20 protein-coding genes, 1 tRNA gene and 3 pseudogenes are annotated in these 13,089 nt (G+C 57.6%); 12 read left to right on the top strand and 12 right to left on the bottom strand.

Annotation, left to right across the window (positions count from 1 at the left end; all coding sequences use genetic code 11):
• Positions 1–61 precede the first annotated feature (61 nt).
• The 4 genes from JCM10550_RS24200 to JCM10550_RS01945 all read right to left on the bottom strand — a co-directional run bounded on the left by JCM10550_RS24200 (position 62) and on the right by JCM10550_RS01945 (position 2,119).
• Positions 62–355, bottom strand: coding sequence for a DUF1614 domain-containing protein (locus JCM10550_RS24200; RefSeq protein ID WP_062396544.1), 294 nt, complete (start codon positions 353–355; stop codon positions 62–64).
• Positions 240–773: a DUF1614 domain-containing protein gene (locus tag JCM10550_RS16660; protein ID WP_281175218.1), complete on the bottom strand. Its 534-nt coding sequence runs from the start codon at positions 771–773 to the stop codon at positions 240–242. The genes JCM10550_RS24200 and JCM10550_RS16660 overlap by 116 nt, the downstream gene beginning before the upstream one ends.
• Positions 774–795: 22 nt before the next feature.
• Positions 796–1,407: a fibrillarin-like rRNA/tRNA 2'-O-methyltransferase gene (locus tag JCM10550_RS01950; RefSeq protein WP_062396542.1), complete on the bottom strand. Its 612-nt coding sequence runs from the start codon at positions 1,405–1,407 to the stop codon at positions 796–798.
• Positions 1,408–1,537: 130 nt separating this feature from the next.
• Entirely contained in the window at positions 1,538–2,119 is a 582-nt protein-coding gene (locus JCM10550_RS01945) for a hypothetical protein (RefSeq protein WP_245618605.1), read from the bottom strand.
• 259 nt (positions 2,120–2,378) lie between these two features.
• Between JCM10550_RS01945 and JCM10550_RS01940 the strand changes: the two genes are divergently transcribed.
• Complete coding sequence (locus JCM10550_RS01940; RefSeq protein ID WP_062396541.1) at positions 2,379–3,311, top strand: calcium/sodium antiporter; 933 nt, start codon at positions 2,379–2,381, stop codon at positions 3,309–3,311.
• Between the two features lie 66 nt (positions 3,312–3,377).
• Here the strand turns inward: JCM10550_RS01940 and JCM10550_RS21450 are convergent, their stop codons facing one another.
• Both JCM10550_RS21450 and JCM10550_RS21445 read right to left on the bottom strand, forming a co-directional pair.
• The gene (locus tag JCM10550_RS21450; RefSeq protein ID WP_245618625.1) at positions 3,378–3,794 is read right to left on the bottom strand and encodes a tripartite tricarboxylate transporter permease; all 417 of its coding nucleotides are present in this window, start codon (positions 3,792–3,794) and stop codon (positions 3,378–3,380) included.
• Positions 3,707–4,348: a tripartite tricarboxylate transporter permease gene (locus JCM10550_RS21445; RefSeq protein ID WP_245618604.1), complete on the bottom strand. Its 642-nt coding sequence runs from the start codon at positions 4,346–4,348 to the stop codon at positions 3,707–3,709. Before JCM10550_RS21445 ends, JCM10550_RS21450 begins: the two co-directional genes overlap by 88 nt.
• A 17-nt stretch (positions 4,349–4,365) precedes the next feature.
• Between JCM10550_RS21445 and JCM10550_RS21440 the strand changes: the two genes are divergently transcribed.
• From JCM10550_RS21440 to JCM10550_RS17925, 4 genes and pseudogenes are all read left to right on the top strand, one after another.
• Positions 4,366–4,695: a hypothetical protein gene (locus JCM10550_RS21440; RefSeq protein WP_245618603.1), complete on the top strand. Its 330-nt coding sequence runs from the start codon at positions 4,366–4,368 to the stop codon at positions 4,693–4,695.
• A pseudogene (locus JCM10550_RS01930) lies at positions 4,692–5,375 on the top strand (uroporphyrinogen-III synthase); the annotation flags it as partial. The gene JCM10550_RS21440 and the pseudogene JCM10550_RS01930, both read left to right, overlap by 4 nt.
• Before the next feature lie 53 nt (positions 5,376–5,428).
• Positions 5,429–6,307 carry an RNA-guided pseudouridylation complex pseudouridine synthase subunit Cbf5 gene (locus tag JCM10550_RS01925; protein ID WP_062396539.1) on the top strand — a complete coding sequence of 293 codons (879 nt, stop codon included), beginning with the start codon at positions 5,429–5,431 and terminating at the stop codon, positions 6,305–6,307.
• A gap of 100 nt (positions 6,308–6,407) precedes the next feature.
• Entirely contained in the window at positions 6,408–6,593 is a 186-nt protein-coding gene (locus JCM10550_RS17925; RefSeq protein ID WP_157199836.1) for a hypothetical protein, read from the top strand.
• A gap of 38 nt (positions 6,594–6,631) precedes the next feature.
• Here JCM10550_RS17925 and JCM10550_RS24195 read toward each other — a convergent pair whose 3' ends face one another.
• Positions 6,632–6,763: a hypothetical protein gene (locus JCM10550_RS24195; RefSeq protein ID WP_281175217.1), complete on the bottom strand. Its 132-nt coding sequence runs from the start codon at positions 6,761–6,763 to the stop codon at positions 6,632–6,634.
• A gap of 125 nt (positions 6,764–6,888) precedes the next feature.
• On the opposite strand from JCM10550_RS24195, the gene JCM10550_RS01920 reads away from it, so the two are divergent.
• Positions 6,889–6,978: transfer RNA gene (locus JCM10550_RS01920), tRNA-Ser, on the top strand.
• A 120-nt stretch (positions 6,979–7,098) separates the two neighbouring features.
• Here the strand turns inward: JCM10550_RS01920 and JCM10550_RS01915 are convergent.
• Positions 7,099–7,263, bottom strand: a complete 165-nt coding sequence (locus tag JCM10550_RS01915) for a rubredoxin (RefSeq protein ID WP_062396636.1) — start codon at positions 7,261–7,263, stop codon at positions 7,099–7,101.
• A gap of 170 nt (positions 7,264–7,433) precedes the next feature.
• Between JCM10550_RS01915 and JCM10550_RS01910 the strand changes: the two are divergent.
• Positions 7,434–8,077: pseudogene (locus tag JCM10550_RS01910) on the top strand (NAD(P)/FAD-dependent oxidoreductase).
• Between the two features lie 12 nt (positions 8,078–8,089).
• On the opposite strand, the gene JCM10550_RS01905 reads toward JCM10550_RS01910, so the two are convergent.
• A complete protein-coding gene (locus tag JCM10550_RS01905; protein WP_062396537.1) occupies positions 8,090–8,422 on the bottom strand; it encodes a multidrug efflux SMR transporter in 333 nt (110 codons plus the stop codon).
• Between the two features lie 398 nt (positions 8,423–8,820).
• Between JCM10550_RS01905 and JCM10550_RS21435 the strand changes: the two genes are divergently transcribed.
• The 5 genes and pseudogenes from JCM10550_RS21435 (at position 8,821) to JCM10550_RS24185 (ending at position 11,331) form a co-directional block, all read left to right on the top strand.
• Positions 8,821–8,976: a hypothetical protein gene (locus JCM10550_RS21435; protein ID WP_245618602.1), complete on the top strand. Its 156-nt coding sequence runs from the start codon at positions 8,821–8,823 to the stop codon at positions 8,974–8,976.
• Positions 8,977–8,987: 11 nt separating this feature from the next.
• On the top strand, positions 8,988–9,710 hold the full coding sequence (locus JCM10550_RS01900) for a metal ABC transporter solute-binding protein, Zn/Mn family (RefSeq protein WP_245618601.1): 723 nt from the start codon (positions 8,988–8,990) through the stop codon (positions 9,708–9,710).
• Complete coding sequence (locus tag JCM10550_RS01895; protein WP_062396534.1) at positions 9,685–10,503, top strand: metal ABC transporter ATP-binding protein; 819 nt, start codon at positions 9,685–9,687, stop codon at positions 10,501–10,503. The genes JCM10550_RS01900 and JCM10550_RS01895 overlap by 26 nt, the downstream gene beginning before the upstream one ends.
• Positions 10,500–10,889: pseudogene (locus JCM10550_RS24190) on the top strand (metal ABC transporter permease); the annotation flags it as partial. The gene JCM10550_RS01895 and the pseudogene JCM10550_RS24190, both read left to right, overlap by 4 nt.
• 136 nt (positions 10,890–11,025) lie before the next feature.
• On the top strand, positions 11,026–11,331 hold the full coding sequence (locus JCM10550_RS24185; RefSeq protein ID WP_281175216.1) for a metal ABC transporter permease: 306 nt from the start codon (positions 11,026–11,028) through the stop codon (positions 11,329–11,331).
• Between the two features lie 54 nt (positions 11,332–11,385).
• On the opposite strand, the gene JCM10550_RS24180 is transcribed toward JCM10550_RS24185, so the two are convergent.
• The 3 genes from JCM10550_RS24180 to JCM10550_RS01880 are packed head-to-tail and all read right to left on the bottom strand — an operon-like array spanning position 11,386 to position 12,973.
• The gene (locus tag JCM10550_RS24180) at positions 11,386–11,514 is read right to left on the bottom strand and encodes an META domain-containing protein (RefSeq protein ID WP_083475222.1); all 129 of its coding nucleotides are present in this window, start codon (positions 11,512–11,514) and stop codon (positions 11,386–11,388) included.
• Positions 11,514–11,999, bottom strand: coding sequence for an META domain-containing protein (locus tag JCM10550_RS01885; RefSeq protein ID WP_062396532.1), 486 nt, complete (start codon positions 11,997–11,999; stop codon positions 11,514–11,516). Before JCM10550_RS01885 ends, JCM10550_RS24180 begins: the two co-directional genes overlap by 1 nt.
• Complete coding sequence (locus JCM10550_RS01880; RefSeq protein ID WP_218185078.1) at positions 11,996–12,973, bottom strand: META domain-containing protein; 978 nt, start codon at positions 12,971–12,973, stop codon at positions 11,996–11,998. The genes JCM10550_RS01885 and JCM10550_RS01880 overlap by 4 nt, the downstream gene beginning before the upstream one ends.
• Positions 12,974–13,089 lie beyond the last annotated feature (116 nt).

The following is a 13,089-nucleotide window of genomic DNA, read 5'->3' as shown; positions in this document are numbered from 1 at the left end:
TTCAAATCAGGAACAGGATCACAGCGCCGACAGCACGAATCTGATCCGTCCGGTCCGGCATTCAGGCCAGAAATGCCGCCAGAATACCACTGAGGAATATTCCGTCAAACGTACCCGCTCCGCCGATACTCACCAAGGGTGCGCCAATCTTATCCAGATGACGCCAGTTCATGAGATCGGCTCCAATTAATGTACCCATCGTGCCGCTTGCAAACGCAATGGGCGGAGCCGCAAGCGGGTCACCAAAGGAGAAAAGAATCCCACACGCGAGGGCACAGAGCGGCGGAATAAAGATGGGAGTCGTGATACCCAGCCCCGGAACTACCTTTGCCGCAGCGTGCGTAATGCCTGCCACCAAAAGAATTCCCGCACCCCCCTCCCATAAGAACTGCCAGCGGCTGCGGGAAGACCTCGGGTGACGAGAGGATATAGTACACCAGATATAGTGTGACGAAAAGCGGGATGAGGACACCCCCCACATTAACGGCAACAGTGGTGTCCGGACTGTCATGCATCGCAGCTATCCTGCCAAAGCGGTCCCGGAACGGATATTCCCGATTACTTCCTCCCGCGATACGCGTCACCGGAATATTGATGAAACTCCCGATAACAGACGCGATGATTAACAAGATGACCTCCCAGCCGGAGAAGCCCAAACTCCGGAACGCCCCTCCGATCACTCCCAGAAAGAGCAGCGGAAGAAAGAGCAGGATCAGGAGGATCACTACAACGATGAGCAAAAAAGAGAACGGATTGAAATAATACTGCCTCATTTCCCGCCCCCCCGGTGTAGTGTCACTCCCCCCCTTTTGTACAGATCATACAGGTATGGTCACGGTGGAACGGGTCCAGCGTGCCGGTCCAGACAATGGTCAGACCCATCTCCTGAAGTGCCGTGCGAGTCTCTTCTGCCACTTCCTCTGACTTCTTCCTGACATCCACGCTCCGTGCCTTCAGCATCAGAACCACGATACCACCGTTTTTGAGGAAGGGCAGATTCTTCCTGAGAATATCTGCCTGATTGGGCTGTGCCACATCCTGATAGATCATATCCACCGCCTCCACAAAGCACCCATAAACCTCTGGGCGGTTTGCATCCCCCATAATGGGCACAATGTTATGTCTGCGGCGTGCCACCTCAATCAGGTCCTGCATCGGACGGGGGGGAGCGAATTCAACGGCATAGACCGTCTCAACGTAATCCGCCACATGGGAGACGGTCGTGCCGTTCGCCGCACCCAGGTAGAGCACCCGCATGTCGGCCGTCAGGTCCAGCGGAGCACCATTGATGACGGCAGCAGGGAGTTTGCTGCGGTGCGGATCCCAGACCCGACATCCATTCAGCATCCGCTCGCCGTAGACACCGCCTTCTCCGACGGACACGATTGTCCCGCGAATGAGTTTCATTCCTTTTCACCTACACATCAATCCTGTCCTGGGCACGTTCGATAAATGCCGGGTCCAGCTCACCACGATAAAAGTCAATCTTCGCTGCAATCGCAAGTTTCCCCCGCAACCGCACGCGACACCTTCCCCCTTACATTCCGGGGGGGGCGTTATGCACCCGGCGGTGCTGGAAAATGATACCGTGTTTGGGGGGGGCGGACTCCCCCGCCCGGAGATGGGAAAAGAGCGCCCCTTCCGCACCCAACACCTGGATCGTGGACGCAGGCAGACCGGCAAGAACCGAGAGTCCGCCCGCACGTTCCATCAGGCGTGCCGCCACCAGGCCCCCGACAAGGGCACTACAGTTGGGCATCACCGCATCGGTTCGCTTGGAAACATCCCGCATCAAAGTGGCACGCTGATCCGAGAGTGCATCGATCTCGGCACAGATACGCCCAAGAGGCCCCCTCTCCTTCTTCATCACTCCGACCATCCGTTTCGCACTCATCGACTTGTACTTACGGGAGAATCCGGGATTTCTGACAAGATACCACTCCACTGCCTTCTCAGTCAGCAGATTGACCACCTCGTCAATCTCATCAAGCATCCGCACCATCTGGATCAGTTCAGCGTCGCCTTCACTGAACGCCGCGATAATCTTACGCCGGGCATCCCGTATCGTGACATTGCGCAGCTTTGCAAGATACTCCTCACGATCTCCAAAAAACCGCATTCACATGCCTCATCCACAGAGACCGGGACAAATCCGGCATCCACCTTTCCCCCGTATCGTATCACACCGTTCCAGGATCCTGTCCTCATCGCCCTGTGCAGGTGTGCATACCCCATCGTCAATGTCACCGAACCAGTAGCTGCGCATCTACCTTACCATTGCATATCCCCCCCACTAATAAATTGGTTGGAGAAGACGGCTTTCTGACACAAACCGGCTTAAAGCCAGAGAGCAAATCCTGTTTCACCAGAGCATATCCATGATCGTTGCAGCAGTAGTGTTATTTGTATTAGGTATGGCACTCCTTGTCAAGGGGGGGGCCGACTATTTTGTGAAGGGAGGCGGAGGCCTCGCTGCACGCTACGGAGTATCCTCAGCCACCATCGGGTTTACCGTCATTGCATTCGGCACATCACTGCCGGAGTTTGTAGTGAGTGTCAATGCCATCATCTCCGGCAACTCCGGGGTGGCGCTCGGCAACGTACTGGGCAGTAACATTGCCAATATCGCCCTGGTACTCGCCCTTTGTGCCATCATCAGCCCTGCCATGTTCATGTCCGGGCCGTCCGGCAAGGGCCGGGTGGAAAACGAGACCATCCTCATGATCGCAGCCACGGTATTTTTTGCTCTCTTAGCACTGACCGGTGAGCTGACCCGGATTTCCGGCGTGCTGATGCTCGTTGCGTTCTGCGTTGTCCTCTCTATCACCTGGAAGAAACTCGGCACCGAACCGGTGGAACGCATTGAGGTGCACGGCAAAATGGACTGGGTAATGACCGCGGGTGGTCTGGTGGCAGTCATCATCGGATCCCAACTGGTGCTTGACGGGGCAATTACCATCGCCGAGGCCTTTGGCATACCGGAGTTTGTCATCGGTATGACCATCGTCGCGTTCGGCACCTCACTCCCGGAACTGGCCACCTCCCTCGTGGCCATTCTCCGTGGCGACCTCGGCATATCGGCAGGCAACCTGATGGGCAGCAACATCTTCAACCTGCTCCTCGTCCTCGGTACCGGTGCCCTCATCCGCCCGATACCCATCCCGGCATACACCGACGTCATCATCATGCTGCTCTTCTCCCTTGCGGTCATCCCGATTGTCAAGGGCAAACCCCCCCGGGTGATCCGGGCCTGGGCCTCACTTCTCGTGGTGGCCTACTTCGCCTACGTGATCGCCCTCTATATCATGTAGAAGCAGAGCGGACAGACGAACACATTCTCTTTTCAGAACCATTCCGTTCCGGACATCATTTCTTTGTTAAATAACGTTGAGCGAGAACAAAATGACCGGCAGCATCACCGCACCCATACAGGTGACTCGCCGGACATTGACCAGCGACGGAATCAACCCGACCAGGGTGGCACAGACCAGAACAAAAATCCCAAAGAACCCGGTCAACAGGAAGGCCAGCAACGTGACAGCACCGATCACGGTGTAGCTCATCGCCCGCACCGGTATACCTCCCAGAAACTGTGCACCCCGCCCACAGACAATAGTGATGACAAAACCGCAGAGTGCGGCGGCCACCCCCCCACCAGCCAGAATCAGCAGCGGCGACGGCATGCCAATACTGTCCAGCACCACCATCACGCCGTTGCGCATCCGCCCCCCCAGTGCAATGAGGGCCGCAAGACCGAGGAAGGCGTTCGCGGTGTTCGCCGCACTGGTGGCAATGATATATCCCCTTCCCCCCCTCGCTGCCCGCCTGGAAGAACGGCGAGAGGAGGGTGTTGGCCGTTGCATTGGACAGACCCGGCAGCCACCCCCCCACCACCGCTCCGGCAACGGTGCCCATACCCGCGTGCCAGGCAAGGCTGCGACCCCCGACAGACAGGCCGGCCCGCTCCTGTGCGGGCATCACCCCCGCCGGAGGCACGCAGCAGCACCGATATACCGAAGAGCCCGGTCAGAAGCGGCATCAAAACCGACGAGGCGCCGGAGACCGGGGGGGAGATGAGCCAGGCATACCGGAAGGCAAAGAGACCCAGGATGCCGGAGAGCAGAAAGACTGCCACAGACCATTCCGGGGGGGATTCGGAACCGAGGATCAAAAGACCGGCAACGAGGATGAGGATGATGCCCAGCCACCAGTCGATATAGGACTGCAAACCCGGCAGAAAAAACATAAAGACGACAAAGAGCGGCATCACCATCACCACCGAGACGGCACTCCCCCAGGCAGAGAGACGGACGGCCTCCTCACCCCCCCTGCCTGCATGCAGAGGCATGCGCCGGGAGGACAGATATGGCGGTATCTGCGTCCGGGACACCAAAGAAGGTGCTGGGCACACAGTCGGTGAAGGTATGCACCACCAGGGCACTGAAGAGGGCAATCCCCCACCGCCGGTGCACCAAGAACGGCCAAAAGCCCGCCTTCGGCTGCCACCAGCATGCCTGCCATGGTATTGGCATGGATGCCGGGAACAAGGCCGCTGATAGTGCCGAGCGCCGTGCCGATGAGTATACCCGCGATGATCTCCGTTGCCACAAATCATCTGTGGCATGCAACAGGGGAAAAAAGATCCGAAACACAAAAAGCAATGATACCTCAGGATGCACATATACAGTAACATGAAGATTGCAATCACCAGGCTTCCGGAGAAGGCAGGCTCTGACCAGTCACTCTGCCAGGAATTTGGCCACGAATGCCTCATCGTCTCCCCCATGCAGGCACAGGTGTACGAAGATGCCGTGAAGGCCTTTGTCACCGCCGCGAATGAGGAGACCTATGACTGCATCTTCTTCACGAGTGCCCTCCCCGCCCGTCTCATCGGGCCACTCCTGAAGACGGCGGCACGTATCATCGCAATAGGACCCCCCCAGACCGCAGAATATCTGGCAGAGGAGGGTATCTCCTCCGAGACCCTGCCCTCCCATTACTCCCGTGACTTTGTCACCTATCTCGGGGACTGGATCGTGGGAAAGAAAATAGGCATCCCCCCCCGTGCGGATGTCCCGAACCCGGTGCTCATGGATGCCATCAATCGTGCAGGGGGGGGACAGGCCGGGGGGGAGATGCGAGTCTATGCACTGGAACCCACTCATGCGCCTCTTGAAACAGGGGGGGATGCAGAGGCAATTCTCTTCACGAGCGCCAATTCCTACACCTATGCCACCTACCGGAAAGAGGGATTGCTACCGCTTGCCATAGGTGAAGTCACGGCAGAACGGATGAGGGCAGACGGAACCGAGCCGGTTGTGGTCGGGAACGGCACCCTCATGGGCACACTCGCCGCACTGAACCACTATCTGGAAGAGAACGGACACATGTCTGCGGATCTTCATCTTGACATGCCCCCCGCGGCGGCATCATTGCGGTGGACAAACCACGGGGCCCGTCCAGTCACGAGGTGGCCGCATGGGTGCGTGATATGCTGGGTATGCCCTGTGGTCACGGCGGGACGCTGGATCCGGACGTCTCCGGTGTGCTTCTTGTCATGGTAGGCAGGGCGGCCCGTCTGGCACCGGTGATTCTCAGTCATGAGAAGGAGTACATCGCTCTGCTGCGCCTCCACGGGGGATGCGACCGAGGCACAAATCCGGATACCGCGAGAGAATTTATTGGGAAGAATTACCAGCGCCCGCCCCCCCTGAAAAGTGCGGTGGCCCGTGCACTCCGTATCCGGACGATGTACGAGATTGATGTGCTCGATATCGACGGCAGGGACGTGCTCCTGCGTGTCCGCTGTGAAGCGGGCACCTACATCCGGTCCCTCTGCCGCCACATCGGATTTGCCATCGGCACCGGCGGCCAGATGGTTGAACTCCGGCGGACACGCTCCGGCGGATACGACGAAACGATGTGCTGCTCCCTGCATGCCCTGCGGGATGCCACAGAACAGGCAAAGAACGGAAATCCCGAAGAACTCCTCTCATACATCCGGACACCGGAATCTGTCCTGGAAGGCATCCCGACGATCACCATCCGCGACACTGCGGTTGACGCCCTCTGCCACGGGGGGGCATCCCTTGCAGGCGTGGGCGTCACGGCCACCGACACCTTCAAAAAGGACAAAGAGGTCGCCGTGATGACCGCACAGGGGGGGGAACTGGTCTGTATCGGCACGGCCCTGGCTGCCTCGGACGCGATTGTGCCCGGTGCAACCGGCATTGTCATCAGACCGAAGATGGTGATCATGCAGACCGGCACCTATCCCAAGGCTGGGTCACCAAACCGCCTGTCGTGAGACCGAGGAAACAGGAGAAAAAACCTGCACCCACTTCACGGACAGAAAAGAAGGGAGAACGGGCGGAGAAAAAGACGGCACCCCCCATACCCGCAAATCGTTGCGCCCCCCCGGACCCAAGAAGCGCCCGGATAACAGTAAAGAATACCTGAATACCAGTAAAAACGGCAAACGCCGCGGTCTCGCGGAAAAATCATCCAAAGGTAAAGGCAAAAGTGGCGGAAAACAGGGCCAGAGCAAGTACGGCGGAAGCAAATCGGTTCAGCGAAAGAAGGGAAACCGCTGATATCGGGTCTGCAGGCCCGTTAACAGGTAATATTTCAATCAATTTTTTTCTTTTTTGAGTCTCTTTTCGTTGTTCAGTTCACCCGGTTCATCAACCGGCATTTCCAAAGACTGCATACTGATCCGCACGAACCCATCCCATCCCTCCTCATTGATCTGCGCCCCCCCCACCCCCCCGATGGTTCATGGAGAAACCCCCCCATCCGGATCCCATTTCGACAGCAATTCACCAGCAGAAAACCCATAGCATTAAGAAACGCCACCCCCCCGAATAGTGTAAGGCAGCAATATGCTGTGCTGAGGTAGTCTAGTCTGGTAGGGCGCAGGCCTGGAAAGCCTGTGGGGACTTTCCCCCCCTCGGGAGTTCAAATCTCCCCCCCTCAGCGTATTGATCCTTTTTTATATCTCGCTATTCCGCCACACTAGGTTATTTCTAAAAATACGGCTGATTCTAAGCATTCTCTACATACCACACCGGACAGGTATCAGAAGAACCCTGACCCTTGTCACTCGATAATCACAAACCCCCCCTTCTTCTTAGTACCACACCGCGGGCAGACCCAGGTGTCAGGCAGTTTTTCAAACGGGGTGTTCGGTCCGATGCCCTGGGTATAATCACCGGACTCCGGGAGATACACATACCCGCATTTCGTGCACTTGTATTGGTCCATGACCTGACATGCCCGGCAGGACATATATGTGTTTTGAGGAGCAGAACATGAGGAACACGAGTTGCCACCATCTTTTTATATCCCGCCCGCATATTGCGGGATCGTTTACGGCAGGGAGAAGTGCCGGAAACAGAGGTGAACAAAATGGAAGAAGGCCCCCCCGAGGAGCAATCCTCCAGCGCGATAAACAGTCCTATGCAATCGTCCCCCCCGCACACCCGCAGGCATCGTCAGCCCGGAACACCTGGAAAGCATCGTCAAGGTGGCACGGCGCTACGAGATCCCGGTAATAAAGATCACATCCGGTCAGCGGCTGGTGCTTGTCGGTATCAAAGAGGAGGATGTGGAACAGATCTGGAACGAACTCGGCATGACCGTCGGGGAAGCGACCGCACCCTGTGTTCATTATGTGCAGGCATGCCCCCCCGGCACCGCGGTCTGTAAATACGGGCTGCAGGATTCCCTGGGTCTCGGACTCGAACTCGAAGGAGTCTATCAGGATATGCACCTGCCGGCAAAGCTGAAGATGGGCATATCCGGCTGTCCCCGGAGCTGTGGGGGGGAGAGTTACCTGAGGGATATCGGGGTGCTGGGCACCGGGAAGGGCTGGACCGTCATATTCGGCGGCAACTCCGGCGGAAGGCCGCGTATCGGGGGGGACGTGGTTGCAAAAGATCTCTCTGCAGATGAGGCCAAAGACCTCGTGAAACGCCTCCTTACGTATTATCAGGATACGGCAAATCCGGGCGAGAGAACCGCACGCTTCACGGAACGGGTCGGCATGGACCGCATCAAAAGTGATCTGCTCTCATAAGGGAAATGACCCTCATGCTGCATTTGCAGAAAGATTGAGCAGCACTGCCCCTGCAATGATCAGGGAAATGCCTGCAAACTTCACCAGACTCACATCCTCATGAAAGAAGAGGACACCCACCAGTGTGATCCCGGTGATACCAAATCCGGCCCAGACGGCATATGCGATGCCTACCTCCATTGACGAGAGCGCACGGGAAAACAAGTAGAATGCGGCAGCGAAACAGACCGCAAAACAGACAGAGGGGGGGATTGCCTTTGAAAATCCCTCAGAGAGTTTCAGACAGGTGGTGCCCACCACCTCCAGCACAACACCCACTCCCAACAGACCCCATGGTCCAAACATTATACATCAAAATCATCCCGTCAGTTAATATGGGTTTATGCTGATGGATCCGGACACCAGAAAGCAGGCCGCAGAGTCATCCGGACCTGGACCGGCGTCTCGTCACATCCCGGCACAGCACAACTCCATCACACGCGCGTTTTCGCCATTTCATTCGGCAATGAAAGGATGTCCATTTTCTTCAGGGAGGGAATCGGCTCTCATGTCAGGTTTCATCGCCAGACATTCCGCATTCTGCAAAAATACCGGATTATCACCACCAAACTATTTATGGATAAATAACAGGAATAGAAAAAAGGGAGGCCATTCCCACGCAGAAATCATATACAAAAATACCAGTCAATGCCACCCGGCCATCAGGCCTGCGGCAGAGAACCATTCTTATCCTTGTGATCATCATGGCATCTGCCGTTTTCGGCTGCGGATGCATCAACAACACCGCACCCGCTGCACCTGCAGAAGAGATAAACCACTCCTCACCCCCCCTGTCTGTCGCGGTCACCATACCCCCCCCTACCGGGAGTTTGCCGAAGCAGTCGGAGGTGACCGTGTAGAGGTCATGGTCATGGTACCGCCCGGTGCCAGCCCGCACACCTACGAGCCCACGCCCGGCCAGATGCGGGCGCTTGCAAAAACCCCCCCGCTGTATCTTGCTGTTGGTTCAGGCATCGAATTCGAGGATGCCTGGATGAAGAGGCTCACCCCCCCGGTCAACCCCCCCGATATGCAGGTCGTGGATACATCCGCGGGCATCACTCTGTTACGTACAGACATGGACACCGCCACCGCGGATGAAACGATTCGCGATGACCCCCATGTCTGGCTGTCACCGGCAAACGCCCGCATCATCGCACGCAATATCGCCGATGCCTACATCGCATATGCACCAAACGACGCCGCATATTTTGAGGCCCAGTTTGTTGCATACGATCAGAAACTCGCCCGTCTTGATGAAGAGATCACAGAGACCTTCTCAGAAACCGATAAAAAGACCGTGCTGGTCTATCACCCGGCATGGAGGTATTATGCCGACCGCTACGGGCTTGTCCTGACGTCCGTTGAAGAGGACGGAAAGGAGCCCTCGCCTGCCTCGCTCCAGACGATCATCGCTTCAGCCGATGAGGCAGGTATACCGGCGATATTTACCTCACCGGAGTCACCGACCCGCAACGCCGAAGCCATCGCAGATGAGATAGGCGGCAGTGTTGTCTATATCAGCCCCCTTGCAGAGAACTACACGGAAAATCTGGTGCAGGTCACCGATGCCTTCAGGACGTGGGCGGTATGAACACCCCCCCTCGCCGGTCATCGAAGTGGATCACGTAAACCTCGGACAGGGGGGGGCCCAGCCGGTGCTCGAGGATATCAGCCTGACCATCAATGAACACGAATTTCACGCGATCATCGGGCCCAACGGTGGCGGGAAGACCACACTTTTGAAAGTGATCCTCGGGCTCATCCGCCCGGACTCCGGCACGGTCCGGGTGATGGGCGGCACCCCCCATGAGATGCGGGCGCATCTCGGCTATGTACCCCCCCAGTTCCGGACATTTGACTTTCAGTTTCCGATATCGGTGCAGGACATGGTCACATCCGGTCGCCTCGGTCACCTCACGAGTCCGTTCCGGCGCTTCTCCCGTGAAGACACGGACGCGGCGGCAGAGGCCATGGAGACGATGCAGATTACCCACCTGAAAGACCGTCCCATCCATGACATATCCGGCGGGGAACGCCAGCGGGCGATCATTGCCCGTGCTCTTGCCGGAAAACCCTCTATTTTGCTCCTCGATGAACCCACCGTCTACGTGGACAGCCCGACCGCGGTGCGGTTCTACGACATCCTCAGCCAGTTGCGGGAGACGATGACCATCGTGCTTGTCACCCATGACATCAGTGCCCTCTCACCGGATGTCACCCATATCTCCTGTGTCAACCGGCGCCTCTTCACCCATCACGATAATCAGATCACCGACGATATGATTGCCGGTGCCTACCCATGCCCGGTGGATATCATCGCCCACGGCGTGCCGCACCGGGTCATCACCGACCACGATAACCGGATATTCGGGGGCAGAAGATGATCGAGGCACTGGGATTTGAGTTCTTCCGCAACGCACTCATCGCAGGGTTCCTTGCCAGCATCGCCTGCGGTGTCATCGGCAGTTTTGTGGTCGTCAAACGTATGGCGTCCCTTGCCGGTGGCATCTCCCACGCGGCATTCGGAGGTATCGGCCTCGGATATTTTCTGGGCATCAGTCCGCTTGCCGGTGCTGCGGCAGTCGCACTCGGCACTTCCGCTGCCACCGCGTGGATACGCATGAAGGCGGACCAGCACCTCGACACACTCGTGGGTGCAATCTGGGCCACCGGCATGGCGGCAGGTATCCTCTTCATCTACATCACCCCCCCCGGCTTTGCACCCGACCTCTTCAGTTACCTCTTCGGCAACATTCTCCTCGTCCCCCCCCGCGAGACCCTGTTGGTGATGGCCCTTCTTACCGCAGGGATCTGCGGCATCGTGGCCATCCTTTACCCCCCCGCCTCGTTGCCGTCACCTTTGACGAGGAGTATGCTCCGTGATGGGCCTGCACCCGGACCGGATCATGGTGATCCTCCTGCTCTTAACCGGCCTCACGGTGGTGATGCTCATCCAGATCGTGGGTATCATCCTTGTGATCGCCCTCCTGACCCTCCCTGCCGCCACCGCCCGGCTCTTCTCCCGCAGTATGAAAGAGCTGATCGTTGGTGCGTCCCTGCTGGGCATGGTATTCACCACCGCAGGGATCTGGCTCTCCTATGCCTTTGACATCCCCTCCGGTGCGACCATCGTCATCGTGAGTGCATGTGTCTACTTCGGAGCACTCCCCCCCCTGCAGCACCGGATACTCTGCCGCAGGGAACCTATCTGAATACAGACAGATTCCCCCCCCTCCGGGGGGGGCAGGTGGGTAAAAAATGAGAGATCAGGACGCCTGCATAAACCGGACAGAGACACTGCCGTCTTTGGTCTGCAGGGTCAGATCTTCCCCCCCGCTGAGCTGATAGGTGACCGCCGCCTCCAGTGCCGCCAGGTAGCCGGTCTCCTGTTCCATCACCCCCCCTGCAGGGTTTCACAGTACATCAGGGTAAGGCCCAGCGGACCGACCGAGATACTCGGTTTGTCTGTGGTATATGAGCCGAAATAGGTGTTGCACCCGGAATTTCCGGTCACCTGTCCGTCCGTCCCGAAGACTGCGGTCACCTTGCTACCCTCCAGTGCAGATACCGTCTTCCCTTCTGCGTCCCGGTACGAGACCATATGCCATTCCCCCCCGGTGGTAAGTTTCGGCTGTGCCACCGTGTAGGTCAGAAGAATACTACCGCCTGCATCCCGCAGAGTGAGCGTCTTCGGTGCCCGCTCAAATGTAGCCACATCCCCCCCGAGGAGATTCAGGTAGCGTAACTCCTGCTCCATCACCCCCCCCTCAGGGGGGGATGCACAGTACATTTTCGTGGAACCCGCCGGACCGATGGTCATCTCCGTTTCGCTCACCGCATAGGATGCAAAATAATTGTTGCACCCGACACTGCCGGTCACCTGCCGTCTGCACCGAATTTCGCAGTGATGGTGGTGTTTGCCAGAGGCGAGACCACACCCTTTCCGTTGTAATACCCGGTCAGCTCCCATGTCTCCCCCCCCTGGGGGGTGGGAGTATACCGTTCATACACCGCCATCCGTTTGCCGTCCGCATCCATGAAGGTCAGGTCACCGGGACCGACACGGTAGGAAGCGGCTGCCTGCACGGCTGCCAGATACGCACTCTCCTGCGCCATCACACCCTCAGGAGATGCGCAGTACATCTCGGTCATCACGAGAGGCCCGATGGAGATGGCACTGCCGGTCACGGTATATGCACCGGAATAACTGTTGCATCCCGCATCCCCGGACATCTGTCCATCTTCACTGAACGCGGCTGTGACAGTAGTCCCTGGGACAACAGAGACAAATCCACCCGCTCCGTTATTGTAGCCAGTAAGCAGCCACTCGGTTCCGTCCAGGTTCTGATCCACGGCATGGAAAATGAGAATCTCCTGTCCGGCCGAATTGGTTATGGTGAGCAGGTCACCCGATACCGTGTATTCCGCCGCTGTCTGGAGAAGGGACAGGTAGCGTGACTCCTGATCCATCACACCTGGCTCTCCGCAGTACATCATCGTCACAATCGGCATACCCACCGTAAGCGACTGCCCGTCTGCGACATACGGCGCATTGTAGGTGTTGCAGCCGGACGTGCCACCCACAGTATCCTCTGCAAACTCTGCCGTTACCGGTGCTGTGGCAAGCGTTTCTGCCATAGACCCATCAGCATCCATATACTTCTCCAGCATCCAGACGGTCTCGGTCAGTTTCCTTTCCTCGGTCACCGGCTCCTGTGTGCATCCACAAGAGAAGGAGACAGCAAGGATGATGAGAATTATCCCCCCCCGGTCAGTACAACTCTGCTCATATGCCCCTGAATCACACCCGGACAATAAATATGTAGTGGTGAAACCGGACAGACGCGGGTTCACACCTTCGTTCACTCCGGCACCTGTAGCCCACGATACAGGTCATGATGAATGAATCCCAAATTCTGGTTAAGCAACGTTTACATACACCAAAAATGGCCCGAGCCCCCGGAAAAACG

The organism is Methanogenium cariaci JCM 10550 (assembly GCF_001315945.1).
Classification (GTDB): Archaea; Halobacteriota; Methanomicrobia; order Methanomicrobiales; family Methanomicrobiaceae; genus Methanogenium; species Methanogenium cariaci.
This window is presented reverse-complemented; position numbering and strand designations above follow the sequence as displayed.